The sequence below is a fragment of the Streptomyces sp. PR69 genome, from assembly GCF_026420845.1.
GTDB lineage: Bacteria > Actinomycetota > Actinomycetes > Streptomycetales > Streptomycetaceae > Streptomyces.
In genome coordinates this window covers 39137-64511 of record NZ_JAOWCB010000032.1, presented here as the reverse complement: position 1 = coordinate 64511, position 25375 = coordinate 39137, and the positions used below count along the sequence as shown (strand labels likewise).

At 73.4% G+C, this 25375-nt stretch carries 24 protein-coding genes and 1 pseudogene; 17 read left to right on the top strand and 8 right to left on the bottom strand.

Translation table 11 applies throughout. From position 1 onward, the window contains the following. Positions 1–148: 148 nt before the first annotated feature. Complete coding sequence (locus tag OF819_RS24140; protein WP_267245730.1) at positions 149–1306, bottom strand: lipid II:glycine glycyltransferase FemX; 1158 nt, start codon at positions 1304–1306, stop codon at positions 149–151. A 318-nt stretch (positions 1307–1624) separates the two neighbouring features. Between OF819_RS24140 and OF819_RS24135 the strand changes: the two genes are divergently transcribed. After that, the gene (locus OF819_RS24135) at positions 1625–2854 is read left to right on the top strand and encodes a L,D-transpeptidase (RefSeq protein WP_267245727.1); all 1230 of its coding nucleotides are present in this window, start codon (positions 1625–1627) and stop codon (positions 2852–2854) included. A 53-nt stretch (positions 2855–2907) separates the two neighbouring features. Here OF819_RS24135 and OF819_RS24130 read toward each other — a convergent pair whose 3' ends face one another. After that, the gene (locus OF819_RS24130) at positions 2908–3567 is read right to left on the bottom strand and encodes a pirin family protein (protein ID WP_267245726.1); all 660 of its coding nucleotides are present in this window, start codon (positions 3565–3567) and stop codon (positions 2908–2910) included. A 320-nt stretch (positions 3568–3887) separates the two neighbouring features. Between OF819_RS24130 and OF819_RS24125 the strand changes: the two genes are divergently transcribed. The 5 genes from OF819_RS24125 (at position 3888) to OF819_RS24105 (ending at position 8777) form a co-directional block, all read left to right on the top strand. Continuing rightward, positions 3888–5072, top strand: coding sequence for a PucR family transcriptional regulator (locus OF819_RS24125; RefSeq protein ID WP_267245725.1), 1185 nt, complete (start codon positions 3888–3890; stop codon positions 5070–5072). 89 nt (positions 5073–5161) lie between these two features. After that, positions 5162–6079, top strand: coding sequence for an ACP S-malonyltransferase (locus tag OF819_RS24120; protein ID WP_267245729.1), 918 nt, complete (start codon positions 5162–5164; stop codon positions 6077–6079). 18 nt (positions 6080–6097) lie between these two features. Continuing rightward, positions 6098–7129, top strand: coding sequence for a ketoacyl-ACP synthase III (locus tag OF819_RS24115; protein WP_267245724.1), 1032 nt, complete (start codon positions 6098–6100; stop codon positions 7127–7129). A gap of 58 nt (positions 7130–7187) precedes the next feature. Continuing rightward, entirely contained in the window at positions 7188–7436 is a 249-nt protein-coding gene (locus OF819_RS24110) for an acyl carrier protein (RefSeq protein WP_267245723.1), read from the top strand. A 78-nt stretch (positions 7437–7514) separates the two neighbouring features. Next, entirely contained in the window at positions 7515–8777 is a 1263-nt protein-coding gene (locus tag OF819_RS24105) for a beta-ketoacyl-[acyl-carrier-protein] synthase family protein (protein ID WP_267245722.1), read from the top strand. A gap of 84 nt (positions 8778–8861) precedes the next feature. Here OF819_RS24105 and OF819_RS24100 read toward each other — a convergent pair whose 3' ends face one another. Beyond that, the gene (locus OF819_RS24100; RefSeq protein ID WP_267245721.1) at positions 8862–9356 is read right to left on the bottom strand and encodes a DUF3145 domain-containing protein; all 495 of its coding nucleotides are present in this window, start codon (positions 9354–9356) and stop codon (positions 8862–8864) included. 462 nt (positions 9357–9818) lie between these two features. Here OF819_RS24100 and OF819_RS24095 point away from each other — a divergent pair, with 462 nt between their 5' ends. Together OF819_RS24095 and OF819_RS24090 are read left to right on the top strand one after the other, a co-directional pair. Further along, on the top strand, positions 9819–10700 hold the full coding sequence (locus OF819_RS24095) for an SGNH/GDSL hydrolase family protein (protein ID WP_267245720.1): 882 nt from the start codon (positions 9819–9821) through the stop codon (positions 10698–10700). Between the two features lie 236 nt (positions 10701–10936). Beyond that, the gene (locus OF819_RS24090) at positions 10937–12211 is read left to right on the top strand and encodes a pyroglutamyl peptidase (protein WP_267245719.1); all 1275 of its coding nucleotides are present in this window, start codon (positions 10937–10939) and stop codon (positions 12209–12211) included. A gap of 127 nt (positions 12212–12338) precedes the next feature. Here OF819_RS24090 and OF819_RS24085 read toward each other — a convergent pair. After that, a pseudogene (locus tag OF819_RS24085) lies at positions 12339–12482 on the bottom strand (LysE family translocator); the annotation flags it as partial. Between the two features lie 99 nt (positions 12483–12581). Between OF819_RS24085 and OF819_RS24080 the strand changes: the two are divergent. Together OF819_RS24080 and OF819_RS24075 are read left to right on the top strand one after the other, a co-directional pair. Further along, on the top strand, positions 12582–12890 hold the full coding sequence (locus OF819_RS24080; protein WP_267245718.1) for a hypothetical protein: 309 nt from the start codon (positions 12582–12584) through the stop codon (positions 12888–12890). Beyond that, entirely contained in the window at positions 12890–13285 is a 396-nt protein-coding gene (locus OF819_RS24075) for a PIN domain-containing protein (RefSeq protein WP_267245717.1), read from the top strand. Before OF819_RS24080 ends, OF819_RS24075 begins: the two co-directional genes overlap by 1 nt. Here OF819_RS24075 and OF819_RS24070 read toward each other — a convergent pair. The 3 genes from OF819_RS24070 to OF819_RS24060 form a co-directional block, all read right to left on the bottom strand. Further along, positions 13275–14126, bottom strand: coding sequence for an EI24 domain-containing protein (locus tag OF819_RS24070; protein ID WP_267245716.1), 852 nt, complete (start codon positions 14124–14126; stop codon positions 13275–13277). The two genes, OF819_RS24075 and OF819_RS24070, sit on opposite strands and share 11 nt — an antisense overlap. A gap of 124 nt (positions 14127–14250) precedes the next feature. Further along, on the bottom strand, positions 14251–14679 hold the full coding sequence (locus OF819_RS24065) for an organic hydroperoxide resistance protein (RefSeq protein WP_267245715.1): 429 nt from the start codon (positions 14677–14679) through the stop codon (positions 14251–14253). A 76-nt stretch (positions 14680–14755) separates the two neighbouring features. After that, positions 14756–15775 carry an NADP-dependent oxidoreductase gene (locus OF819_RS24060; RefSeq protein WP_267245714.1) on the bottom strand — a complete coding sequence of 340 codons (1020 nt, stop codon included), beginning with the start codon at positions 15773–15775 and terminating at the stop codon, positions 14756–14758. 91 nt (positions 15776–15866) lie between these two features. Between OF819_RS24060 and OF819_RS24055 the strand changes: the two genes are divergently transcribed. Next, a complete protein-coding gene (locus OF819_RS24055; protein WP_267245713.1) occupies positions 15867–16325 on the top strand; it encodes a MarR family winged helix-turn-helix transcriptional regulator in 459 nt (152 codons plus the stop codon). A gap of 55 nt (positions 16326–16380) precedes the next feature. Here OF819_RS24055 and OF819_RS24050 read toward each other — a convergent pair whose 3' ends face one another. Then, complete coding sequence (locus OF819_RS24050; RefSeq protein WP_267245712.1) at positions 16381–17217, bottom strand: SCO2400 family protein; 837 nt, start codon at positions 17215–17217, stop codon at positions 16381–16383. A gap of 118 nt (positions 17218–17335) precedes the next feature. On the opposite strand from OF819_RS24050, the gene OF819_RS24045 reads away from it, so the two are divergent. The 6 genes from OF819_RS24045 to OF819_RS24020 all read left to right on the top strand — a co-directional run bounded on the left by OF819_RS24045 (position 17336) and on the right by OF819_RS24020 (position 25309). After that, on the top strand, positions 17336–17896 hold the full coding sequence (locus OF819_RS24045) for a hypothetical protein (protein WP_267245711.1): 561 nt from the start codon (positions 17336–17338) through the stop codon (positions 17894–17896). Between the two features lie 749 nt (positions 17897–18645). After that, positions 18646–19785 (top strand): rod shape-determining protein, encoded by a 1140-nt coding sequence (locus tag OF819_RS24040; RefSeq protein WP_267245710.1) that lies wholly within the window; start codon positions 18646–18648, stop codon positions 19783–19785. Next, the gene (locus OF819_RS24035; RefSeq protein ID WP_267245709.1) at positions 19782–21311 is read left to right on the top strand and encodes a GAF domain-containing protein; all 1530 of its coding nucleotides are present in this window, start codon (positions 19782–19784) and stop codon (positions 21309–21311) included. The genes OF819_RS24040 and OF819_RS24035 overlap by 4 nt, the downstream gene beginning before the upstream one ends. 142 nt (positions 21312–21453) lie before the next feature. Next, entirely contained in the window at positions 21454–22104 is a 651-nt protein-coding gene (locus OF819_RS24030) for a LysE family transporter (RefSeq protein WP_267245708.1), read from the top strand. A gap of 195 nt (positions 22105–22299) precedes the next feature. Further along, positions 22300–23850 carry an acyl-CoA synthetase gene (locus OF819_RS24025; protein WP_267245707.1) on the top strand — a complete coding sequence of 517 codons (1551 nt, stop codon included), beginning with the start codon at positions 22300–22302 and terminating at the stop codon, positions 23848–23850. Continuing rightward, the gene (locus OF819_RS24020; RefSeq protein ID WP_267245706.1) at positions 23843–25309 is read left to right on the top strand and encodes a carboxyl transferase domain-containing protein; all 1467 of its coding nucleotides are present in this window, start codon (positions 23843–23845) and stop codon (positions 25307–25309) included. Before OF819_RS24025 ends, OF819_RS24020 begins: the two co-directional genes overlap by 8 nt. Positions 25310–25375 lie beyond the last annotated feature (66 nt).

Below are 25375 nucleotides of genomic sequence, written 5' to 3'. Positions count from 1 at the left end.
GTTCGGGCGGCTGCGGCCGAGGTGTCCGCCGGAACAGTCCCCGGCGCGGCAGCCCCGAGCCGCGCCGGACTGCGGCCGGGCGTGGGCCCGGCCGCGGGCGGCACGCCGGGGTTCGCCGCGTGCCTGCCGCCAGGCTGATGGCGCAGGCTCATCGGCGGGACAGGTACGCCTGGAAGGCGCGGTACAGCGTGTGGTTGGCGGTGCCGGTCAAGGGTGTCTCCCACTCCCCCAGGGTCTCGACGACCTGTCCGCCGGTGCCGAGCTTCCAGCGCAGCAGGCCGAACGGGCGTTCGTCAGGGTCGAGAGTGGAGGGTACCCCGCGCATGTCGTAGACCTCCGCGCCGCGTTCGTGTGCGTCAAGGAGCATCCGCCACTGCAGGGCGTTGGAGGGGCGGACCTCGCGGCGGTGGTCGGCGGAGGCCCCCGTCTGGTACCAGACGCGGCTGCCGACCGTCACCATCGTGTGCGCGGCGAGGATCTCGCCCCGCCAGCGGGCGAGGTAGAGCTTCATCCGGCCGGGCTCCTCGGCGTTGAGGGCCTCGTACTGGCGCTCGTAGTACGCCAGGGAGCGGCCCAGCCGGAAGCCGTCGCGCTGTTCGGTGATCCGCAGCAGCCGGTAGAACTCGGGCAGGTCGGCGGCCGTGCCCAGCGACACCTCGACGCCTTCCTTGCCGGCGCGCCGCACATTGCGCCGCCACTCCTGGTTGAGGCCCGTCCACAGGTCGTCGGCGGTGCGGCCGGTCAGCGGCACCCTGAAGACATGGCGGGGCTGGGCGTCCCCGTCGCCGCCCGCGCCGCCCGCGCCGTCCTCGCCGCAGCGCCGCCAGCCGCGGGCCCGCAGCCGTTCCGCGACGGCCGCGCCCAGCGGGTCGACCTCGCAGGCGAGGACGTCGGAGAGGCGGCGGCCGCGCCCGGTGAGGGACTTGAGGCGGGCGGCGTTCCAGCGCCGGTACGCGGGCGAGGGGCCGATCCGCACCGCGAACGCGCCCGACGCGCGCAGCTGGTGCAGCAGCGGGGTGAGCCAGCGGTCGAGGTCCGGGTCGGCCCAGTCGGCGACCGGTCCTTCGGGCAGATAGGCGAAGTGCTTGCGGGTGCCGGGGAGCTGGCGCAGCAGCACCAGGGCGGCTCCGGTGAGCCGCCCCGCCTGCGGCCCCGTCCGCGGGCCCCAGCCGAACAGCTGGGAGCGCCAGCCCTCCTTGACGTCGGCCCAGGAGGGACACTGCAGAAAGCTCGCGCCGAGGGCGGCGCCGGTGCGGGACGCCAGGAACGCACGGTATTCCCCGGCGGTGACCGGCCTCAGCCAGATCCCGCCGGCCGCCTCTTCCCGGCGCCCGTGCCCTTCCCGGCGCCCGTGCGCTTCCCCGTCTGCCGTTGCGAGCAGCGCTGACACTGCGCCTCCCTGAGTTACGCGATTGGGTCGCCGGAAGGCTCACAGCCGGACGTGACCGGTCCGCGCGGCGAATGTGACGGGACGACGACCGTTCTGCCCCAGAGGCGGTCACAGAGCCGCTCGGCCCGCTTCCGCGCGGCCGCTGCGGCCTAGAGTCCCTGAAGTCCCGGCGATCTTCCCGGCGTTCTTCAGCCGCCGGCCCTCGCCGCTCCACCCGCCGACCCGGAGGTCCCGTTGCGTTCCCGCCAGATACGAGGCCAGATACGTGTAGGACACATATGCGCGCTGCTCGCGGTCGCCGCGCTCACCGCCACCGGCTGCTCCGCCTCCGCGGACACCCCGGATGGGGAGTCGAAGGCGAAGGCGAAGACGGACGCCGCGCAGCAGGGCGCGGCCGCCCGGCAGGTCGCCGTCACGGTGACCCCGCAGGGCGAGCGGGCCGCCGCCGGAGAACCGGTGCGGGTCACCGCCGAGACGGGCGCCCTCACCTCCGTCACCGTCACCGACGGCAAGGGCCGCACCCTGGCGGGCACGACCTCGGCGGACGGCCGCACCTGGACCTCGGACCGGGTGGCCGCGCCCGGCGTCACCTACACGGTCAAGGCGGAGACCCGCGCCGAGGACGGCCGGGCGGGCACGGCCGGCTCGTCCTTCACCACAGCCCCCGCCGACAAGGTCAACAAGGTCGACTGGCGGCCGGGAGACGGCGCCACGGTCGGGGTCGCCCAGCCGATCTCGCTGGTCTTCGACCACCCCGTGAAGAACAAGGCCGCGGTCGAGAAGCAGCTCAAGGTGACCACCTCGAACAACACCGAGGGCTCCTGGGGCTGGCTCACCGACTGGTCGGGCAAGGACCGCGTCGACTGGCGGCCGAAGGAGTACTTCGAGCCCGGCACCAAGGTCACCCTGGACGCGCGGCTCGACGGCGTCGACTCGGGTGAGGACGGCGGCTGGTTCGTCCGCGACTACAAGGTCGGCTTCACCGTCGGCGCCCGCCAGATCGTCAAGGTCGACCTGGACGGCAAGCAGCTCACGCTGGAGCGCGACGGCACGGCGGTCCGGCGGATCCCCGTCTCCGGCGGCACGCCCGGCGGCGACAAGCGCTCCTGGCGCGGCACCGCGGTGCTGATGTCGAAGGAGGGCACGATCCGGATGAACTCCGAGACCGTGGGCCTCGGCAGCGCCTACGACAAGATGGTCGACTACTCGATGCGGCTGACCTGGTCGGGGATGTACGCGCACGCCGCGCCGTGGAACGCCAAGTACCTCGGCAAGGCGAACCGCAGCTCCGGCTGCATCGGCATGAGCGACCCCGACGCGGCCTGGCTGTACGGGCAGGTACGCATCGGCGATCCGTTCGAGATCAAGGGCGCGGACACCAAGGGCACGGTCGCCCCGCACAACGGCCTGGGCGTCTGGAACGTCGACTGGGCGGACTGGCAGGCCAAGAGCGCCCTGCGGTAGGCCCCGGCAGGCCCCCGGTCAGTCCCCGCCCGGTCCCGCGGGTCCCGCGCGGCTCAGCCGCCGAGCTCCCACAGCAGCACCTCGGCGGCCTGAGCCCCCGCCCGCAGCTCAAGACCGTCCTCGCCGGTGATCCGCGCCGAGTCACCGGGCCCGAGCTGCTCATCTCCCAACAGCGCCGCGCCGCGCACCATATGCGCATACGCGGCGTTCGCGCCCGGCACCGCGGTCCGCTCGCCGGGCGCGAGCCGCCGTATGTGCAGCAGCGCGCCCGCCTGCGGCAGGGCGTAGGGCGTGGAGTCGGCGATGCCGCGCACGATTTCGTACGAGGGCTCGCCGCCGGGGTCATGCGGCGCGAGCCACATCTGCACGAACACCAGCGGCTCGGGGCCGTCGTTGCGCTCGATGTGGCGCACCCCGCCGGCGGAGCTGAGGCGCTGGACGTCGCCGGGCCGTACGACGGTGGCGTGTCCGGCGGAGTCCCGGTGGGTCAGCTCCCCCTCGACCACCCAGGTCACGATCTCGGTGTGGCTGTGCGGATGCTCGTCGAATCCGGCGCCGGGCGCGAGGCGTTCCTCGTTGCAGGCGAGGATCGCGCCGAAGCGGAGGTTGTCGGGGTCGTAGAAGCTCCCGAAGGAGAACGCGTGCCAGGACTCGATGCCCGCGTCCGCGTCGCCCCCGCGGTAGCGCTCCCCTGCCCGCCGTACAGAAATCACGCCCCCACGGTATCCCCGCGCCCCCGCGCCGGAACCGCCGCGTCCGGTGTACGCCAGTCACCGCGCCGGCACCCCCGCGCCCGCGCGGACGCCGCACCCCGCGTCCGCGCGTACACCGGACCGCTCCTCCAGGGGGACTGCCGACCCCTCCAGGGCAACGCGGGGCATCGCCCCCTGCGGGCGCCGGGTCGGTCCGGCCACGGCGGGCGGCCCGCCCTGATATGCCCCGCACACCCCGGTAGCCCGGCTCGTACCCCGTACGCACGGGTAGCCCGACCCGCCACTCCGCGCACCCGTCCCGATAAGGCACTCTTGTCCCCGTGCCAGAACCTGCAGCGAACGACGAACACCCGCACTCCGCGACTCTGCGCCGGCTGGAGCGGTCCTCCGGCCGGCTCGCCGCCAGCGCCATCGCGCGCATGGACGAGACGCTGCCCTGGTACCGGGCGATGCCCCCGGAGAACCGGTCCTGGATCGGCCTGGTGGCACAGGCGGGCATCGCCGCGTTCACCGAGTGGTTCCGGCATCCGGAGACCCCCCAGGCGATCTCCACGGATGTCTTCGGCACGGCGCCGCGCGAGCTGACCCGGGCGATCACGCTGCGCCAGACCGTGGAGATGGTGCGCACCACCATCGAGGTCATGGAGTCGGCGATCGAGGAGGTCGCCGCACCGGGCGACGAGTCGGTGCTGCGCGAGGCGCTGCTCGTCTACGCACGGGAGATCGCCTTCGCCACCGCACAGGTGTACGCGCAGGCCGCCGAGGCCCGCGGCGCGTGGGACGCCCGGCTGGAGTCCCTGGTCGTCAACGCGGTGCTGTCGGGCGAGGCCGACGAGGGCGCGGTCTCCCGGGCCGCCGCCCTGGGCTGGAACGCGCCCGAGCATGTGTGCGTCATCCTGGGCACCGCGCCCGACGGGGACAGCGAGCTGACGGTGGAGGCGATCCGCCGGGCCGCCCGGCACGCCAAGCTCCAGGTGCTGACCGGGGTGCTCGGTGACCGGCTCGTGGTCATCGCGGGCGGGAGCGACAATCCGCTGCAGGTCGCCAAGGCGCTGATCGGGCCGTACGCCGCCGGTCCCGTGGTGGCCGGTCCCGTGGTGCCCGATCTGCTGGCCGCCACCCGCTCCGCGCAGGCCGCGGCCGCCGGGCTCAAGGCGTGTTCGGCCTGGCAGGACGCCCCGCGCCCGGTGCTCGCGGATGATCTGCTGCCGGAGCGCGCGATCGCCGCCGACCCGGCCGCGCGCGAGCAGCTGGTGGAGGAGATCTACAGACCGCTGGAGGAAGCGGGCTCGGCGCTGCTGGAGACGCTGAGCGTCTATCTGGAGCAGGCGAGCAGTCTGGAGGGCGCGGCGCGGATGCTCTTCGTCCACCCCAACACCGTGCGCTACCGGCTGCGACGTGTGACTGACGTCACCGGATGGTCACCCTCCGATGTTCGCTCGGCGTTCACGCTGCGGATCGCACTGATCCTGGGGCGTCTGGCCGACGCCGAAAGCCAGCCCTAAACTTTTGTCGAACACCAACAATTCCCCTGACGGTTCTTCGTCCCTGTCCCCACGGGCGTTTGGAGCCGTCCACAAGAGAGAGTGTGAGGGTGCTCGTACTCGTCGCTCCCGGCCAAGGCGCTCAGACGCCCGGCTTTCTGACCCCCTGGCTCGACCTCCCCGGCGCCGTTGACCGCCTCGCGGCCTGGTCCGACGCCATCGGACTCGACCTCGTCCACTACGGCACAAAGGCCGACGCCGACCAGATCCGCGACACGGCCGTGGCCCAGCCGCTGCTCGTCGCCGCGGGACTGCTGTCCGCGGACGCGCTCGGCGCGACGCCCGACGCCGTCGCCGGCCACAGCGTCGGCGAGATCACCGCGGCCGTCTTCGCGGGCGTCCTCGACGAGACGTCCGCGCTGCGTCTCGTACGGAAGCGGGGCCTGGCGATGGCCGAGGCCGCGGCCGTGACGCAGACCGGCATGTCGGCGGTGCTCGGCGGCGACCCGGAGCAGGTCGTCGCCCACCTTGAGGGCCTGGGCCTGACCCCGGCGAATGTGAACGGCGCGGGCCAGATCGTGGCCGCGGGCACGGCGGAGCAGCTTGCCGCGCTCGCCGAGAACAAGCCGGAGAAGGCCCGGGTGATCCCGCTGAAGGTGGCGGGCGCGTTCCACACCCGCCATATGGCGCCCGCGGTCGCCGCCCTGGAGGAGGCCGCCGCCTCACTCGCCCCGGCCGCCCCCTCGGTCGCGTACGTCTCCAACAAGGACGGCCAGGTCGTCACGGACGGCGCGGAGGTCGTGGCGCGGCTCGCAGGCCAGGTCGCCAACCCGGTCCGCTGGGACCTGTGCATGGAGACCTTCCAGCAGCGCGGCGCGACCGCCCTGGTCGAGGTCTGCCCCGGCGGCACCCTCACCGGACTGGCCAAGCGCGCCCTGCCGGGCGTCAAGACGCTGGCGCTGAAGACCCCCGACGACCTCGAAGCGGCCCGCACGCTCGTCGCCGAGCACGCCGAGCACTCCGCCTGAGACAAGGAGCCGTAGAGCATGTCGAAGATCAAACCCGCCAAGGGAGCGCCGTACGCGCGCATCATGGGCGTCGGCGGCTACCGTCCCACGCGGGTCGTGCCCAACGAGGTGATCCTCGAGACGATCGACTCGTCCGACGAGTGGATCCGCTCGCGCTCCGGCATCGCCACCCGCCACTGGGCCTCCGACGAGGAGACCGTCGCCGCCATGTCCCTGGAGGCTTCGGGCAAGGCCATCGCCGATGCGGGGCTGACCCCGCAGCACATCGACGCGGTGATCGTCTCCACCGTCTCGCACTTCAGGCAGACCCCGGCCGTGGCCACCGAGATCGCCGACAAGCTCGGCGCGGGCAAGCCCGCCGCGTTCGACATCTCCGCCGGCTGCGCCGGCTTCGGCTACGGCCTCACCCTCGCCAAGGGCCTGATCGTCGAGGGTTCGGCGCAGCATGTGCTGGTCATCGGCGTGGAGCGGCTGAGCGATCTGACCGATCTGGAGGACCGGGCCACGGCCTTCCTGTTCGGCGACGGCGCGGGCGCGGTCGTGGTGGGCCCCTCCGAGGAGCCGCATATCGGCCCCACGGTCTGGGGTTCCGAGGGCGACAAGGCCGAGACGATCAAGCAGACCGTGCCATGGAACGAGTTCCGCGTCGGCGATGTCTCCCGGCTGCCGCTCAACGAGCGGGGCGAGGTCAAGTTCCCCGCCATCACCCAGGAGGGCCAGGCGGTGTTCCGCTGGGCCGTCTTCGAGATGGCGAAGGTGGCCCAGCAGGCGCTGGACGCGGCCGGCATCACGGCCGCCGACCTGGACGTCTTCATCCCGCACCAGGCCAATATGCGGATCATCGACTCGATGGTGAAGACTCTGAAACTGCCGGAGCATGTCACGGTCGCCCGTGATGTGGAGACCACCGGCAACACCTCGGCCGCCTCGATTCCGCTCGCGATGGAGCGGCTTCTGGCGACCGGTCAGGCGAAGAGCGGGGACACCGCGCTCGTCATCGGCTTCGGGGCGGGGCTCGTCTACGCCGCGACGGTCGTTACCCTCCCCTAGGCGCTTGCGGATCTTCCCAAGCACCACACCCTCTGTTAACAGATAGAAGGAGCGCCACATGGCCGCCACTCAGGAAGAGATCGTCGCCGGTCTCGCCGAGATCGTCAACGAGATCGCTGGCATTCCGGTCGAGGACGTCCAGCTCGACAAGTCCTTCACCGACGACCTGGACGTCGACTCGCTGTCCATGGTCGAGGTCGTCGTCGCCGCCGAGGAGCGCTTCGACGTGAAGATCCCGGACGACGACGTCAAGAACCTCAAGACCGTCGGCGACGCCACGAAGTACATCCTCGATCACCAGAGCTGAACCTGATATGCGTTTGTCGCCACCCGGCGGTGGCGCCGTGACAATTCAGCACCCTCTACACGTGGAGAAAGAATTCCTGTGAGCTCGACCAATCGCACCGTGGTCGTCACCGGTATCGGCGCAACCACACCGCTGGGTGGCGACAGCGCATCGACCTGGGAAGGCCTTCTCGCCGGCCGGTCCGGAGTGACGCCCCTGGAGGGCGAGCGCTTCGCCGATCTGCCGGTCCGCATCGCCGCCTCGGCGGCCGTCGACCCGGGCGAGGTCCTGCCGCGCCCCGTGGCGCGCAAGCTGGACCGCTCGGCTCAGTTCGCGCTGATCGCGGCCCGTGAGGCCTGGGCGGACGCCGGTTTCACGGCCGCCGCCGGTGAGGATGAGTCCGTCGCCCCCGAGCGGCTCGGCACGGTCATCGCCTCCGGCATCGGCGGTGTGACCACCCTGCTCGACCAGTACGACGTGCTGAAGGAGAAGGGCGCCCGCCGGGTCTCCCCGCACACCGTCCCCATGCTGATGCCGAACAGCCCCTCGGCCAATGTGGGCCTGGAAGTCAACGCCCAAGCCGGTGTGCACACCCCGGTCTCGGCCTGCGCCTCCGGCGCCGAGGCCATCGGCTACGCGGTGGAGATGATCCGCACCGGCCGCGCCGACGTGGTCGTCGCGGGCGGCACCGAGGCAGCCATCCACCCGCTGCCGGTCGCCGCGTTCGCCAACATGATGGCGATGTCCAAGAACAACGACGAGCCCGAGAAGGCCTCCCGCCCGTATGACACGGCCCGCGACGGCTTCGTCCTCGGCGAGGGCGCGGGCGTCGTCATCCTGGAGTCGGCCGAGCACGCCGCCAAGCGCGGCGCGAAGGTCTACTGCGAGGCGCTGGGCCAGGGCCTGTCCGCGGACAGCCACCACATCGCCCAGCCCGAGCCGACCGGCCGCGGCATCGCCGCCGCGCTGCAGAACCTGCTCGACTCGACCGATCTCAAGGCCTCCGAGGTGGTGCACCTCAACGCGCACGCCACCTCCACTCCGCAGGGCGACGTCGCGGAGATCAAGGCGCTGCGCAAGGTCCTGGGCGAGGATCTCGACCATGTCGCGGTGTCCGCCACCAAGTCGATGACGGGCCATCTGCTGGGCGGCGCGGGCGGCATCGAGACCGTCGCGACGGTCCTGGCCCTGCACCACCGCACGGCCCCGCCGACCATCAACGTCGACGACCTCGACGAGGCGGTCGACGCGGACATCGTGCGCGGCGAGCCGCGGGCGCTGCCCGAGGGCACGGTCGCCGCGATCAACAACTCCTTCGGCTTCGGCGGCCACAACGTGGTCCTCGCGTTCCGCACGGTCTGATCCGGCGGACGGCCCCGCAGCCAAGAGCCGGGCCCGCACCAGGAAACCCTGGTGCGGGCCCGTTCGTCTTCGGACGGCCTGGCTTCAGACGACCTGGTGGAGCCAGCGGACGGGCGCGCCCTCGCCCGCGTACCGGAAGGGCTCCAGCTCGTCGTCCCAGGGCTTGCCCAGCAGCCTGGCGATCTCCGCCGCAAGGTCGCCCTCGCCCTGCGCGGAGCGGGAGAGGGCGGCGCGCAGCCGGTCCTCCGGGACGAGGATGTCGCCGTGGATGCCGGTGACCGCGTGGAAGATGCCGAGGTCGGGGGTGGCGCTGTAGCGCTCGCCCTCCGCGGTGGGGGAGGGTTCCGCGGTCACCTCGAAGCGGAGCAGATGCCAGCCGCGCAGCGCGGAGGCGAGCTTGGAGGCCGTGCCCGCTTCGCCCTGCCAGGAGAACTCCGCTCTCCAGGTGCCGGGGGCGGCGGGCTGGCGGATCCAGTCGAGCTGCACCCGTACGCCCAGCACGCCCGCGACGGCCCATTCGACGTGCGGGCACAGCGCGCGCGGTGCGGAGTGAACGTACAGAACGCCACGTGTCGTCACCGGGACCTCCAGTGTGGGACGAGGATCACCTTCCCCAGTGGCCTCAGTAAACAGCATCGGGAGTTAATCTCCACAAAAGGGACAGCTTGTGACGTGATGTAATTTACCGGAGCCGGTGGGCGAGGCGCGCCTCTGGGTCGACGGGAAAAAGCTACCGTGCGGCGGTGGCCCGGAGGTGACGTACTGTCGGTCCCGGGGCCGTACGCACGAAGCTTTCACCCGCCAGGACGTCTTGCGCCCGCCGTGCGATGACCGGCGATGACGCAGAGGGGCAGAGGGGACGGGGAGACGGACATGGGAGTGCGGAAGCGCCGACGAGGCGTGCGCACGGCGGACCTTTCCGAAGCGACGGCCTCCGGGGCGGCGGCCTCCGGGGCGGCGGGCTCCTCCAGAGCAGCCGGGTCTGCCGGAGCCACCGGGCCTTCCGGAGCCGGGCCTTCTAGAGGAGCCGGGTCCGCCACCGTGGCAGCCGCCCTCGCTGGTCTGCTCCTCTCCCTGGGCGCGGTCACAGGATGTGACGCGGCGTCGGACGGCCCCGACGGGTCACGCCGTACGGCCCAGAGCGCGCGCCCCTCCCCCAGTCCGACCCCGGTCTGGGACCGCAGCCCCGACTCGATCGCCGCCGTCGGCGATTCGATCACCCGTGGCTTCGACGCCTGCGGGGTGCTCGCCGACTGCCCGGAAGTCTCCTGGGCGACCGGCACGGACGCCTCCGTGCGCTCACTGGCGGTACAGCTCCTCGGTCCGGCGGGCGCGGCCGAGCGGAGCTGGAACTTCGCCCGCTCCGGAGCGACTGCCGGCGATCTGGCCGGGCAGATGACGCGGGCGGCCGAGAAGAAGCCGGATCTTGTGACCGTGCTGGCGGGCGCGAACGACGCCTGCCGGGCGACGGCGGAGCAGATGACGCCGGTCGCGGAGTTCCGCAGCTCCTTCGAGAAGGCGCTGGCGGCGCTGCGGCGCGCCTCGCCGAAGTCCCAGGTGTACGTGGCGAGCGTGCCGGACCTCAAACGCCTCTGGTCGACCGGGCGCGGCCATCCGCTGGGCCGGCAGGTGTGGAAGCTGGGCGTGTGCGCCTCGATGCTCGCCGACGCCGAGGACGACGGGCCAGAGGCGCGGCAGCGCAGGGCGGCGGTCCGGCAGCGGGTGGTCGACTACAACGCCGCGCTGAAGGACGTCTGCGCCCGGGACCGGCGCTGCCGCTATGACGGCGGCGCGGTCTTCGGGTTCCACTTCACGCGCGAGCAGCTCAGCCGCTGGGATCTGTTCCACCCCAGCAGGGACGGGCAGCAGCGGCTGGCGGAGATCGCCTATCGGCGCGTCACCGCGGCGGAGCCGCCCGCGTGACGGGAACGGACGCCCGGAGCGGGCATCCGGACCAGGGCGTCCGGACCGGGCATCCGGACCAGGGCGTCCAAGGCGAGGGCCCGCAAGGGGCGTGGCAGGACATGGATACCGGCCATGTCCTGTGGGGCGGGTGTGGTCTTTTGGACACCCCGTAGCGGGAGTTGTGACCGGCATGAATACTTCCCGGCACGCACGACCGCCCTTGTGGCGACCCGCCGACGGAAGGACCGACTCCCGTGTCACGCACTCCCGCACCCCGGATACGCCCCCGCCGCCGTACCGCCGCCGCGCTCGTCCTGCTCACCTCCCTGGCCGTCGCCTTCTCCCCGCCCACCGCACTCGCCGCTCCCCCGGCGGCGGGACCCGCGGGCGACGGCCCCGCCCCGGCGACCGTCGAGGAGCAGCGGCTGGAGCGCGCCGTGCCACAGGAGATCCTCCGGCGCAGCGGGTTCGACACGGCAGGGCGTGACTTCGCCCGGGCCCTGCGGCGGGCCGGCTCATACCGGGAGGCCGAGCGGGCCGCGGCCCGGCACGGGGCGCGGCTGTGGGACCGGGCGGTCGACCGCGCCCGCGGCAGGGGCCCGGCGCACGGGGACCTGAGCCGCGACGACGACCGTCCGCTGTACTGGGCGCGGCTGTCCATGACGCGGGAACTGCGCGCCTGGAAACCGGCGTTCCCGCTCTCCGACCGCGCGCGGGCACGGCTGCTGGACCGGCTGGAGACCTCCTCGCGCGGGCAGGACTCGATGGACTTCCCGCGGGGCAAGGGCTTTCAGCGGATCGTGCTGACGGGCTTTGACCCGTTCACGCTGGACCGCGACATCCGGATCAGCAACCCGTCGGGCGCGGCGGCCCTGGCCCTGGACGGCGCCTGGATCCGTACGGCCGGCGGGTGGGCCCGCGTCGAGACCGCGGTCTTCCCGGTGCGCTGGCGGGACTTCGCGGACGGCGAGGTGGAGCGCACCCTTCGCGGGCGGCTGCCGCAGGCGGATATGTTCACCACGGTGAGCCAGGGCCGGGTGGGCCGCTTCGACATCGAGCGTTTCAACGGCGCGTGGCGGGGCGGCTTCCCGGACAACGAGAACCTCTCGTCCACGGGCACGGTCCCGGTCGCCGACCCGGCCTCCCAGCCGCAGTGGACGGCGACCACCCTCCCGTACGAGAAGATCACCGCCGCCTCGACCGGCCGTTTCCCCGTGTACGACAACACGACGGTGACCGAGATCCCGGCGGGCGGCGCCGCCGAGGTCGTCCGCCCCGGCGGCCCCACGCCCGGCTCCACGGCGCGCAGCGGGGGCGGGGGCGACTATCTCTCCAACGAGATCGCCTACCGCGCCACCCTGCTGCGGGACCGGCTGGGCCTGGGCATGCCCGGCGGCCATGTGCACACGCCGGTGCTGGAGTTCGGGGCCGGCAACACCACGGAGATCACCGACCCCGACTTCGTACGCAACCGGCTGGACATCATCGCCCAGGTCCGGTCGATCATCACGGTGGCGGCGGACTCCTGAGAACGCGGCCCGCTGCCCCGCCTGGCGGGCGAAGCCCAGGGAGACGCCGAGACCGACGAGGACCGAGCCAATCGCGCGGTTGAGCGCCTTCTGCCAGCGGGGCATCGCGGCGCGCAGCCGGATGTCGGACGCCCGCGGCGACGCCCGCCGCGGAGAACAGTCCGGTGGACCGTCCGCGGAGGGCGCTGTTGCGCACGACCATGGCGAAGTCGGCGCCGGGGCTGATGACGGCGAGCACGGTGATGAGGGCGACGGCGAACACTTCTGTCATAAGCGTCGATGCTGGTCGCCGGGGGCGGGTGATCAACCGGGTTGTGGGCCGTCGCACAGCGGAAACGTTTATGCTACCGCCGGTGGTATCGTGAGCTTTATGAGCGGAACCACACGCAAGTACTCGATCAGCATGCCGGAAGAGCTGGCCGAAACCGTGCGTGCGCACACCGGCCCAGGCGGCTTCTCCGCCTTCGTCACCGAGGCCGTCGCCCGGCATATGGAGCGCATGCGGCTGCGCGAGCTCATCGAGCAGGCTGAAGCGGACCACGGCCCGGTGAGCCGTCAGGCTGTGGAGGAAGCTCGGGCGCTGCTGCGCAACGACGCCGCTGACAGCGCGGCCGACGTGTACGAGAGCCCGGCGACCGCCGACGACGTACGCCATGCAGACACGAAGGCGGCCGCCTGATGGCTGGCGGCACGCTGGTGCTGGACAGCGAGGGACTGTCCAAGGCCGTGGCCCGCGACCCCGCCCTCACCGCCTGGCTCGTGGCCGCCCACGAGGAGGACACTCGCGTGATCACCTCGGCCGCCACGCTGGTCGAGGCACGCAACCCCCGTACTCCGCAGGCGCGGTTCGACTGGACCGTCTCCAGGATTCATATCGAACCGGTCAGCGAGGAAATCGCCCGGGAGGCCTCCAAACTGCTGGCTTCCGCGAAGCTGCACGGCCACAAGTACGCCATCGATGCGATGGTCTCCGCGACCGCACTGCGCTTCCCCGGGCCGATCATCGTGCTGACGTCGGACCCCGATGACATCACGGCACTCTGCGGATCCCGGGTCCGCACCGTCAAGGTCTGACCGGCGGCCCGCCGTCGGTAAGCCGGGCGGCGGGGGCGGGCTCCCCGTCGGCCTCGTCGCCCCCGCCGTTCTCGCCGGCCTCACTCCGTGGCCCCTGAGGGTGCGGGCCGGGAGCCAGTTCGCGGGACAACAGCGTGGCCCCCGCGACCGCTCCCGGCATCAGGAACACCGCGACGAACGGGATCAGAAACGCCAGGGTCAGCGGCGCCCCGAAGCCGAGCGCCAGCATCCGGCGGCCGCGCAGCAGCTCCAGACGCTCCTTCAGCTCGATGCCGCGCCGCCCCAGCGCCACCGCCGTGAGCTCCTCCGCGAGGAAGAAGCCGGAGACGCAGAAGCCCAGCACGGGGATGACCGTCTGGCCGATGACCGGGATGAAACCGAGGGCGAAGAGCAGCACCCCGTACAGCGCCACCCGCAGCAGGATCCGCGCCGAGTCGCGCGCGGAGATCCACAGCTCCTTCCAGAGCGGCAGGCCGGAGGTCGGGACCTCGCCGCCCTCGCTGCGGTCGACCTGCTCGGAGAGCGAGTCGTAGAAGGGCTGGCCGACCAGCAGCGTCACCGCGGTGAAGGTGATCACCGCGAGGAACAGTCCGAAGGCGAAGACGAGCACGGTCAGCGTGGCGCGGAAGACGCCCAGCCAGGGCGAGGACCAGCCGTCGGCGAAAGGCGTGGCCCAGGCCGCCAGATCGTCCGCGCCGTAGCCGAGGCCGACCAGCGCGGCCGCGTACAGCACCAGGGTCACCAGACCGGGCAGCAGCCCGAAGCCGAACCAGCGGCGACGGCCTGCGACCCAGCGCTGGCCCTTCATCAAGTAGCCGAAGCCCACGCCGAAATCACGCATGCGGATACGGTACGCGGATACGGCACTCGGCGGTGCCGGGGGGGTCTTTCCCCCTCCCGAGACGGCACGGGGCCCGCGCCCCCCGCGGGGCGCGGGCCCGTTGGGCCGGCAGGCCGGTGGGACGTCAGGCGACGGAGACGTCGACCTTGATGTTGCCGCGGGTGGCGTTGGAGTACGGGCACACCTGGTGCGCCTTCTCCACCAGCGTCTTCGCGGTCTCCGCGTCGACGTTCGGGATGGACGCGGTGAGCGCGACCTCCAGCCCGAAGCCGCCTGCCTCGTTCTTGCCGATGCCGACCGACGCGGTCACCGTGGACCCGGAGATGTCCGCCTTCTCCTGGCGGGCCACCACACCGAGCGCGCCCTGGAAGCAGGCGCTGAAGCCCGCGGCGAACAGCTGCTCCGGGTTGGTGCCGGCGCCGCTGCCGCCCAGCTCCTTGGGCGGGTTGACGACGACGTCCAGCTGACCGTCGTTGGAGGACACCCGGCCGTCGCGGCCGCCCTCGGCGGTGGCGACGGCGGTGTAGAGGACGTCTATGTTCTGGATGGACATGCTTGAGGATTCCTCCTGGAGTGTCGCCGCGACTCGCGCCCACGATCGCGGCGGTCTGGCGTGAGCCTAGCCGGGCTCAGTGGGCAAGGGAAACGATCATCTTTCCGGTGTTCTCACCGCGGAGCATGCCGAGGAAGGCGTCAAAGCCGTTCTCGATGCCCTGGACGACGGTCTCCGCGTACTTCAGCTCGCCGGAGCGGATCCAGCCGGAGACGTCCTGGACGAACCGCGGCTGAAGCGCGGCGTGGTCGCGCACCAGGACGCCCTGGAGCCGCAGCCGCTTTCCGATGACGAGGGCGAGATTGCGCGGGCCGGGGGCCGGCGCGGTGTCGTTGTACTGGGCGATCGCACCGCAGAGCGTGGCGCGGCCGTGCACGTTGAGCGACGAGATGGCGGCCTCCAGGTGGTCGCCGCCCACATTGTCGAAGTACACGTCGATGCCGTCGGGGGCGGCCTGCTTGAGCTGCTCCGCGACGGGGCCGTTCTTGTAGTTGAACGCCGCGTCAAAGCCGTACTCCTCGACGAGCAGCTTGACCTTCTCGTCGGAGCCGGCGGAGCCGATGACGCGCGAGGCGCCCTTGATCTTCGCCATCTGGCCGACCTGGCTGCCGACCGCGCCCGCCGCGCCGGAGACGAAGACGGCGTCGCCCTCCTTGAAGGAGGCGGTTTCAAAGAGCCCTGCGTACGCCGTGAGGCCCGGCATGCCGAGGACGCCGAGGTAGGTGGAGAGCGGGGCGAGCGAGCCGTCGACCTTGGTGGCATGGCGGGCTTCGACATCCGCGTACTCACGCCAGCCGAGGCCGTGCAGGACGTGGTCGCCGACGGCGAAGCCCTCGGCGTTTGACGCGATGACCTCGCCGACCGCGCCGCCGTCCATGGGCTGGTCGAGCTGGAACGGCGCGACGTACGACTTCACGTCGTTCATCCGGCCGCGCATATAGGGGTCGACCGAGAAGTGCAGATTGCGCACCAGGATGCGGCCCTCGCCCGGCGCGGCGACCGGGACTTCACGCAGGGCGACGTCGTCGGCCGTGGGCCAGCCGTGGGGGCGGGCCGTCAGATGCCAGGCGCGGCCGGACGCGGGGAGTGCGGACATACGGCGATGCCTCCTAGAAAAGCTTCATGAACTGAAACAACCATGCGCCTGGATATTTCATGTTGTCAAGTATCTGGGTAGACTCCGTGTCATGGATTCAGCCAGCGCCGCCGCCTCGGCCCCCGCCCCCCGTGCCGACGCCCTCACCCTCGAAGTGGTCGAGCTGATCGGCACGGTCGTGGCCCGCTACCACGAGGAGTACGAGGAGGCCGCGGCCCAGCACTCCCTCACCGGCGCGCAGGCGCGGGTGCTGGGGCTGCTCACTCTGGAGCCGATGCCCATGCGCCGTATCGCGCAGAAGCTGAAGTGCGAGCCGTCGAATGTGACGGGGATCGTGGACCGGCTGGAGGCCCGCGGGCTGGTGGAGCGCCGCCCGGACCCGGCCGACCGGCGGATCAAGCTGGCCGCGCCGACGGCTCAGGGGCGTGAGACGGCCCGGCGGCTGCGGGACTCACTGGACTTCGCGCGGGAGCCGCTGGCGCAGCTGTCGGCCGAGGAGCGGACGGTGCTGCGGGATCTGCTGCGGCGGATGCTCGGCGAGGCGGCGTAAGGGCCGGAGCGGGCGGCGTGGCCGGCCGAGGCAGCGCGGCCGGCGGCCGGGGCGGTCACCAGCAGAACCAGAGGAAACAGCTCTCGTCCTCGGTGGGGGTGGGGGAAGGGCTCGACGTGGGATCGGACGGGCTCTCGCTGGAGGTCGGCGCGGACGCCGACGGGGAGGCGTCGTCGCCGGGAGGCGGGTCCGCGGGGTCGGAGGCCGTCGGGGAGGCGTCGCCGTCACCGGGCGACGCGGACCCCGACGGACGTATGCCGTCCGCGTCGCCGCCGTCGCCGTCGCCGCCGTCTTCGCTGTTCTCGCCGCCGGGAGCGGGGCTGCCGCTGCCCTCCCCGCCGCCCGGCGCGGCGGGGCCGGACGTCGCCGTTCCGGACCCGGTCGGCTCACCGGCGCCGGAGCTGCCGCTCGCGGAGGGCTCCGGGGAGCCCGACGAGATGACGGCGGGCCGGGTCACCTCGCCCGGGCCGTCGGGGGTGTCGTCGACCTCGGTTGGGAGCGGCGCGGTCTCGGACTCGTAGGAAGCTTTCTCCTTCACCAGGTCCGCGGGGCCGTCGCCGCCGCCGTACTCCGTCGCCAGCTCGGCCAGGCTGAGCGCGCCGGCCGCGAGCGCCAGCCCGAACGTGCCGATCACCGCCTTGCGGCCGCGCCGCCTGCGGGCCCGGCGCCCGCTGGGCCGCTGGCGGCGCGGGGTGTCCCGGCGCGCACGCCGGTGGGTGTGGTGGCCGCCGTCGCCGTACGTCTCCGACACGTCGGACAGCTCGAAGACCTGGTCCCCCGCGGGCGCGCCGAGGCCGCTGGTGTGGCGGTGCAGCTCCTCGGCGGGCGTACCGCACCCGGCGCAGGCGAGGGCGCCGTTGAGGTGCCGTCGGCACGGCTGGCAGTAATCCATGGCGCCCGCAGATTATGCGCCCGAAGGGCAGGCCGGCCGGTCCGCACTGTGAGGATCCTGTGTGGACTGCCTCGGTCCGGAGTATGTGGGCGGTCACCGGGAACGGCAGTATGTCGGCATGTCTGCCGATGCCACACCGTTCGGGGTGCGTGAGTTCCAGCTGGTGCTGCTGCGCCGCATGGCCGACTTCCAGCCGGGGCTGGTCGAGGACGCCCGGCGGGAGCTGGGAGCCTCGGTCGCCGAGATGCGAGAGGCCAACCGCCGCTGGCAGGCGATGGTGCGCGCGCCCCGGGGGCGGGGCGCGCTGGCCCGCTACCGTTCGGTGCTCGGCCCGCCGGAGCAGACCGCCCGCCGCCGTATCGGCGACCTTGAGTGCGATGCGCTGCTGTGGCCGCTGCCGCTCTGGCCGACTCTGCGGTTCGAGGTTCTGGCGGGGGACAAGGGCGCGGTGTGGAACGAGTGGCTGGTGCGCGCGCCGGGCACGCCCGGGCCGGCGCTGCGGGGTGAGGCGGACCTGGTCCCCTGGTCCTGCACGGTCGACGAGGCCGCCGCCGCGTTTTCTCCGGCGCGTCCCCTGGAGGGGTCCGCGCCGACACGGTGGCGGCTGCGGCTGACGATGCCCGACGGGCGGGAGCGGGTGGCGGAGTTCACGTGGGGGCTGTTGCAGCGGCTGCCGTGAGGGCGGGCGGGAGGGCGGTGCCCTTGCGGGCGTTCTCCCCATCCCCTCCCCCTGCGACGTGGGGGACCCCCGCTTCCCGAAACCGGGGGCAAACCCCCGGGCCCCGGGACTTCAGCAGGGCCGACGCCCGTGCCAGCGGGCGTGCCCGTGGCCCCGCGCGCAACGCCGGGCGCACCCCGCGTCGCGCCGCCCCCCACGGTGTGGGGCCGCCCGCACGAGGCGAGCACTCCGCCCACACCAAGAGCCGTCCCGCCCTCCCGCTCCCGCGCAGCGCGGGGCAGACACCCGACGCCGCCGAGCCCCACCCGAGCGGAGCGCGCCACGCGCTCCGGCCCCCTCCGCTCGCGGAACAACGAGCCGGAAGCGAGGTGCACGCAGACACCCCTGCCAACCGGTCACGCCCGGTACCACCCGGCTCCGCCCGTGCGGAGCACCGGGCCGGGGGCGAGCCTGAGACCGTGGAGGGCAAAGCCCCCCGGCACCCCGCCCGCGCGCAGCGCCGGGCGCACCCCGCGGCACGCCCCAGCCGCACCGCGGTGTAAGGCCGCCCGCACGAGGCGGGTGTTTGGTGCCTGTGCCTCGGGGCTGGCCGGCGGTGGGCGGGGGGCGCGGCCCCCGTGTGGGGCTGCCCGGGGAGCGGGGAGCTGGTGGGGTGTCAGGGGGTGTACGCCCGTGCGGCGGAGTTCAGCGCGCGCGCAGGGCGTCGTGATCGGAGGATGCGAGGAGAACCCCATTCGGGAGGACCCGTCGTGACCGTCAACCTTGAGCAGCTGCGCCGTTGCCATCTCGCCGTCGACATCGGAGCGGCCAGGACCCGCGTCTTCGTCAAGGGCGTGGGACTCGTCGTCGACGAGCCCAGCGTCGCCGCCGTCAACACGCGCACCGGCGCGCTCATCGCGGTCGGCGCGCTCGCCGAGAAGATGACCGGGCGCACACCCGACTACATCCGCGTCGCCCGCCCCGTCTCCGGCGGCACCGTCGTCGACATCGAGATGGCGCAGCGGATGCTGCGCCATCTCCTCGGCGAGAAGCTCCGTCGCCAGCTGCGCCGCAAGCCCCGGCTGCGCGCCGCCGCCTGCACCCCGCACGACAGCGATCCGCTGGCCCAGCGCGCCGCCGTCGAGACGCTCGTGGGCCTCGGGGCCCGCCGGGTCGAGCTGGTGGACACCCTGATCGCCGCGGCCGTCGGCTGCGGGCTCCCCGTGGAGCAGCCCACCGCCACGATGATCATGGTGTGCGGTGCGGCGACCACGCAGGTCGCCGTGCTCTCCCTCGGCTCGATCGTCACGGCCGAGCGGATTCCCGTCGGCGGGGACGCCATCGACCACGCCGTCATCCAGCATCTGCGGCACCAGCATGAGCTGATGCTGCCCACCCAGTCGGTCCGGCCGCTCCAGCTCGCCCTGCACGGCAACGGCCTGACCCCGCACGGCCCCGCCTCGACGGAGATCCACGGCCGGGACGTGGCCACCGGTCTGGCCCGTTCCGTGCACGTGGACACCGCCGCCGTGCGGGACGCCATCCACACCCCGCTGACGGCGGTCCTCGACGGCATCGGCAAGGTGCTGCGGGACTGCCCGCCGGACCTGGTCGCCGATCTCGCCGACCGCGGGATCATGATGGTCGGCGGCAGTGCGCTGCTGCCCGGGCTCGACCAGATGCTGCACAACGCGACCGGAATGCCGGTGCGGATCGCCGAACGGCCCGACGTCTGCGCCGTCCTGGGCCTCGGCGCGATGCTGGAGGGCAAGATCCAGCCCATGGTGCTCGACCCGCTGGCCGACACGATCCGCGTCAGTGACAGGAAGGAGAAGGCGGTGCGGCCCGAGCGAGCCGCCGCCCCGGCCAAGGCCGCGGGCGCAACCGCCCAGCCTGCCGCGGCGGAGTGAGGCCCCGGCTTCCGACACTGCTGGACGCCGTTCTCGCCGTAGGCTCCGACCTGGAGCTGCGCACCACGCTCCAGCGCGTCGTGGACACCGCCGCAGAACTGGCGGACGCCCGGTACGGCGCGCTTGAGGTGATCGACCCGGAGCGCGGCCGCCGCACCGGGCTTTACACCACGGCGATGTCCGACGCGGACAGGGAGCTGATCGGCCGGCTCGCCGCGCTCCTCGCCGACCGGGACAAGGAGGGCGAGGAAGGCCACGGGCCGCAGCCGCTGCGGATCGACGGCCTGGCGGAGGGCGGCCCGCGGATGCGGACGTTCCTCGGGGTCCCCGTACGCGTCCACACCGAGGCTTTCGGCCGGCTCTGTCTCACCGGGAAGCGCGAGGGCCCCTTCACCGGCGAGGACGAGGCGGTGCTCCGCGTACTCGCCTCCCAGGCGGGCATCGCGATCGGCAACGCCCGGCTGTACGAGACGGCCCGGCAGCGGGAACGCTGGATCGAAGGGGCCGCGGCGGTGACGACGGCGCTGCTCACCGGCCGCAGCGCGGACGACGCGCTGACGGTCGTGGCCGAGCGGGCCCGTATCCTCGCCGACGCCTCGGCCGGGGTGATCCTGCAGCCGACCCCGGCGGGCGGCATGGAGATCGTGGCCGCGTCGACGCACGGCGACCCGGGGGATCTGATCGGCACGGCGATCGCCCCTGGCTCGCCCGTGCTGGAGCAACTGCTCGGCGGGGAGCCGGTGTTCGTGGAGGACTCGGCGACCGATCCCCGGATGACCACTCAGGTGCGGCACCGGTTCGGGCCGAGCATGATGCTGCCGCTGCAGAGCGGCGGCCGGCTGATCGGCACACTGGCCCTGCCGCGCCGCCGGCACGGCCGCCCGTACACGGCGGTGGAGCGGCTGCTGGCCTCGCAGTTCGCCTCGCAGGCGGCGCTTGCGCTGGTGCTCGCGGACGCCCGGCACGACCGCGAGCAGCTCGCGGTGTACGAGGACCGGGACCGGATCGCCCGGGATCTGCACGACCTTGTCGTGCAGCGGCTGTTCGCCACGGAGATGATGCTGGAGTCGACGCGGCGGCGCGCGGCGAGCGAGACCGCTCGGGACACAGACACACTGCTCGGGCAGGCGGTGGACGAACTGAACGCCACGATCCAGGAGGTGCGGACGGCGATCTTCGCCCTTCAGCAGCCGCCGGCCGAGGCTCCCACCGGGTTCCGCGGCCGGGTGCTGCGGGAGACCGGCGGAGCGGCGGCGCTGCTGGGCTTTGTCCCCTCGGTGCACTTCACGGGCGCGGTGGACGCACTCGTCGCCGAGCCCGCGGCGACCGAGCTGCTCGCGGCGCTGCGCGGCGCGCTGGCGGCGGCGCACCGCCGGCCGGGCGTCTCCGCGGTCGAGGTGGAGATCGAGGCGACGGCCCGGCCTGCGGACGGCCGCAACACTGTGCGCCTGGCTGTCAGGGACGACGGCGTCCGCGACGACGGCGCGCCGGGCGGCACGGTGTTCACCTGGCAGCATCCCGGGTAGCGGCCTGGCCTCATGGCTGCGTACGGCGAGCGGGGAGCGGCGAACGGGGAAGCGGGGTAGCGGGGTAGCGGGGCAGCGGGGTAGCGGGGCAGCAGCGAAAATCAGTCGCCGGCCACGGGCCCCGGACCCGACAGTGGGGCCCATGGGCGAGTGGTGGACGACGGCGGCGGCAGGCGCGGCGGCGGGGCTGGGAGTGGCGATGCCGCTTGGAGCGATGGGCGTGCTGCTCATCCAGGAGGGCATGCGCGGACGCCGCGGCGCGGTGGCCGCGGCGACCGCCGTCGCCGTGGTGGATCTGGTGTACGCGGCCGTGGCCACCGCTCTCGGCCCGCTCGTCGCCGCCGCCCTCTCCGGCGTCGAGGCATGGGTGCGGCTCGTCGCCGCGGCCGTCCTCCTTGTGATCGCGGCCCGCGGGCTGCTGGCGTCGCGTACGCCTCCGCCCGCCGCCGCGGCCGCGGCCGGTCCAGCCGACGGGACCGGTCCAGCCGACGGGGCCGCCGGTGTCGCCCGTACCTTCTGGACGTTCGCCGGGCTCACCGCGGTCAACCCCACCACCGCGCTCTACTTCGCCGCGCTGACCACCGCGCAGGGGGCGGCGCTGCGCGGCCCCGCCGCCGGGGGCGTTTTCGTCGCCGGGGTGTTCCTCGCCTCCCTCCTCTGGCAGCAGCTGCTGATCGCGGGCTCCTCCTTCGCCGGGGCCCGGATCTCCGCGCGCGCCCGTGCGTGGACCTTCCGGATCGGATACGGCCTGGTGGCCGGATACGCGGTCAAGATCGCGCTGCCGTTGCCGTAGGCGCCGTTGCCGTAGATGTGGCCATGGGCACGCGCCCGCCTTGTTACGCACGAGTAGACAGGGGAATGCTGCCGCCTGGGGGCATCGGCGAACGACAGCCATGCACCCGTGTCCCAGCACCCGTGTCCCATGCAACGATCGCAGTGGTCGCGCGGATCGCGGCGACCGCACCGACCGGAGAGGACCAGTCAGCCCGTGAGTTCCCTCTTTCCCCGGCCCGCCGGCGCGGATCCGGACCGCGTCGCCCTGCGCTTCCCCGGCCGCTCCCTGACGTACGGACAACTGGCGGCCGCGGCACACCCGGTGGCCGAACGGCTGGAGAAGGGGGCGCGGGTCGCCGTCTGGGCTGTGCCGACGCCTCAGACGGCCGTCGCGGTCGTCGGGGCGCTGCTGGCGGGTGCGGCTGTGGTGCCGCTGAACCCGAAGTCCGGCGAGCGCGAGCTGGCCCATGTCATCGCGGACAGCGCGCCGGCCGCCGTGCTGGCCGCGCCCGGCGAGGCGCTGCCCGGCCGGCTCGGTGCGCTGCCGCGCATCGACGTCACCGCCGAGCCGGCCAACGACGACGGCGCGGGCGCAGGCACGGGCGCGGGCGCGGTGTGGGGGCTCGACACGGCGTACGACCCCGCCCTGCCCGCGTTCGTCGTCTACACCTCGGGCACCACCGGCCCGCCGAAGGGCGCGGTGCTGCCGCGCCGGGCGGTCGCCGCCACTCTTGACGCCCTCGCGGACGTCTGGGCCTGGACCGCGGACGACGTCCTGGTGCACGGGCTGCCGCTGTTCCATGTGCATGGGTTGATCCTGGGCGTGCTGGGGCCGCTGAGGCGGGGCGGGGAGCTGCGCCACCTGGGGAGCTTCACCCCGCAGGCGGCGGGGCGTGAGCTGGCGTCCGGCGGCACGATGCTCTTCGGCGTGCCCACGATGTACCACCGGCTGGCCCAGGCGGCGGAGGAGGACGGCGAGTTGGCCAAGGCGCTGGCCGACACACGGCTGCTGGTGTCGGGTTCGGCCGCGCTGCCGCTGCACGACCACGAACGGATCGCGGCGGCGACCGGCCGCCGGGTGATCGAACGCTACGGCATGACCGAAACCCTGATGCTGTGTTCTCCGCGGGTGACCCCCCGGACCCCCGCGTCCGTCCCGGTGGGCGGGCCAGCCCGGCCGGGGACCGTCGGGCCGCCGCTGCCCGGCGTGGAGCTGCGGCTGATCGCCGACGACGGCGCGGAGATCTCCGTGTACGACGGGGAGACCATCGGCGAGATCCAGGTGCGCGGGGACAGCCTCTTCACGGAGTATCTGAACCGGCCCGACGCCACCGCCGCCGCCTTCGACGGCACACGGCCCGGAGCCTGGTTCCGCACGGGCGACATGGCGGTCCGCGATCCGGACGGATATGTACGGATCGTAGGGCGCAAGGCCACCGATCTGATCAAGAGCGGCGGCTACAAGATCGGCGCGGGTGAGATCGAGAACGCGCTGCTGGACCACCCCGGTGTGCGTGAGGCGGCGGTGACGGGCGAGCCGGACGCGGATCTGGGGGAGCGGGTCGTCGCCTGGATCGTGCCGGCCGATCCCCGGACGCCGCCGCCGGCCGAGGAGTTGGCGGAGCATGTGGCCGGGCAGCTCGCACCGCACAAGCGGCCGCGTACGGTGCGGTATCTGGACGCCCTGCCCCGCAACGACATGGGCAAGGTCACCAAGCGGGCGCTGAACCAGGCGCTGAGCGGGCAGGCGTCCCGGCATGGCTGAGTCGAGGCGGTGGACGGCACGCGAGGCGATCACGCTGCTCTGCGACGACTTCACCGAGCACACGACGCGCGAAGAACCCTCCGGAGAGGCCGACCGCGCGAGCGACAGAACGATCGACGGGCCGATCGGCTGGGAGGGCTATGACGCGGCCCGCGCACGTGCCGAGCAGGCCACGGGCTCGACGGAGTCGGTCCTGTGGGGCGAGGGAACCCTCGGCGAGGACCGCCGCTGTGTGCTGCTGTCCTTCGAATTCGCCTTTCTGGGCGGTTCCCTCAGCCGCCGCGCCGGGGACCGGCTGGAGGCCGCCTACACCCGCGCCCGTGAGGGCGGACTGCCGCTGGTGTCGCTGATCGCGACGGGCGGCAGCCGGATGCAGGAGGGCATGATCGCGCTCAGCCAGCTGCAGCGCGCCGCCCGCGCCGGGGTCCTGCTGCGTGAGGCGGGCGTCCCGCATATCGCGGTGGTACGCGACCCGACCACGGGCGGCGGCTGGGCGACCCTGGGCGCGGGCGCGGATGTGATCCTGGCGCTGCCGGGCGCGCAGGTCGCCTTCGCGGGCTCCCGGGTACGTCCCAAGGACGCCGACCCGGCCGCGTACACGGCGGAGTCCCAGCTCGCGCACGGCCATGTCGACGCGGTCGTACGCCCAGAGCGGCTGCGCGAGACGGCCGGCTTCTGGGCCCGCGTCCTGGCCCCGGGCGTGTTCGACCCGCAGCCCGTGCCGCCGCCCGAGGCGCTGCCGCCGGGCGACGGCACACCGCTCCTCCCCCGCACCGGCTGGGAGGCCGTCCGCCGCGCCCGCGACACGCGGCGCGCACACGCCGAGGCCTATCTCGACCGGTACTTCGCCCGCCGTGAGCCGCTCAGCGGGGACCGCGGGGGCGGGGCGGACCCGGGGCTGCTGTGCGGGGTCGGCGTCCGGGCGGCGGACGGGCGCGCCGTCGTGTACGTCGCCCAGCGCGGCACGGCGACCCGGCCCGCCGGCTACCGGACCGCCGCGCGCGTCGTCCGGCTCGCCGACCGGTTCGGGCTGCCGGTGCTGACCCTCGTCGACACGCCCGGCGCGGCCAACGACGCCGCGGCGGAACGCGCGGGCGCGGGCGGGTCCATCGCCGAGGCATTCTCCGCGATGGCCGCCGCCCGGACCCCGCTGACCAGCCTCCTCATCGGCGAGGGCGGCTCGGGCGGAGCGCTGGCGCTGGCCGCACCGGGCAACACCTGGGCGACGCCCGACAGCTACTTCTCCGTCATCGCACCCGAACTGGCCGCCGCGATCCTCAAACGCACCCCCGACCGCATCCCGCGCACCGCGGATCAGCTGCGGCTGCGGCCACAGGATCTGGTGGAGCTGGGGGTCGTACGGGGCGTCGTCCCGCGGGCCGCGCGGGAGCAGGACGCCGCGCCGGATCAGGACGCCACGCCGGATGAGGGCCCCGCGCAGGATCGGGGCCCCGCATGACCGCGCTCGACGAGCGGCGCCGGACCGGGGCGCATAGCGTGAGACGGAGCAGACGACGGGAGGCAG

What these genes read in the sequence shown, in the direction of transcription:
- OF819_RS24115 (WP_267245724.1), top strand. Translation starts at nt 6,098, where the DNA reads ATGTCGAAGATCAAACCCGCCAAGGGAGCGCCGTACGCGCGCATCATG.
- OF819_RS24110 (WP_267245723.1), top strand. Translation starts at nt 7,188, where the DNA reads ATGGCCGCCACTCAGGAAGAGATCGTCGCCGGTCTCGCCGAGATCGTC.
- OF819_RS24080 (WP_267245718.1), top strand. Translation starts at nt 12,582, where the DNA reads ATGAGCGGAACCACACGCAAGTACTCGATCAGCATGCCGGAAGAGCTG.
- OF819_RS24075 (WP_267245717.1), top strand. Translation starts at nt 12,890, where the DNA reads ATGGCTGGCGGCACGCTGGTGCTGGACAGCGAGGGACTGTCCAAGGCC.
- OF819_RS24070 (WP_267245716.1), bottom strand. Translation starts at nt 14,126, where the DNA reads ATGCGTGATTTCGGCGTGGGCTTCGGCTACTTGATGAAGGGCCAGCGC.
- OF819_RS24065 (WP_267245715.1), bottom strand. Translation starts at nt 14,679, where the DNA reads ATGTCCATCCAGAACATAGACGTCCTCTACACCGCCGTCGCCACCGCC.
- OF819_RS24060 (WP_267245714.1), bottom strand. Translation starts at nt 15,775, where the DNA reads ATGTCCGCACTCCCCGCGTCCGGCCGCGCCTGGCATCTGACGGCCCGC.
- OF819_RS24055 (WP_267245713.1), top strand. Translation starts at nt 15,867, where the DNA reads ATGGATTCAGCCAGCGCCGCCGCCTCGGCCCCCGCCCCCCGTGCCGAC.
- OF819_RS24050 (WP_267245712.1), bottom strand. Translation starts at nt 17,217, where the DNA reads ATGGATTACTGCCAGCCGTGCCGACGGCACCTCAACGGCGCCCTCGCC.
- OF819_RS24045 (WP_267245711.1), top strand. Translation starts at nt 17,336, where the DNA reads ATGTCTGCCGATGCCACACCGTTCGGGGTGCGTGAGTTCCAGCTGGTG.
- OF819_RS24030 (WP_267245708.1), top strand. Translation starts at nt 21,454, where the DNA reads ATGGGCGAGTGGTGGACGACGGCGGCGGCAGGCGCGGCGGCGGGGCTG.
- OF819_RS24020 (WP_267245706.1), top strand. Translation starts at nt 23,843, where the DNA reads ATGGCTGAGTCGAGGCGGTGGACGGCACGCGAGGCGATCACGCTGCTC.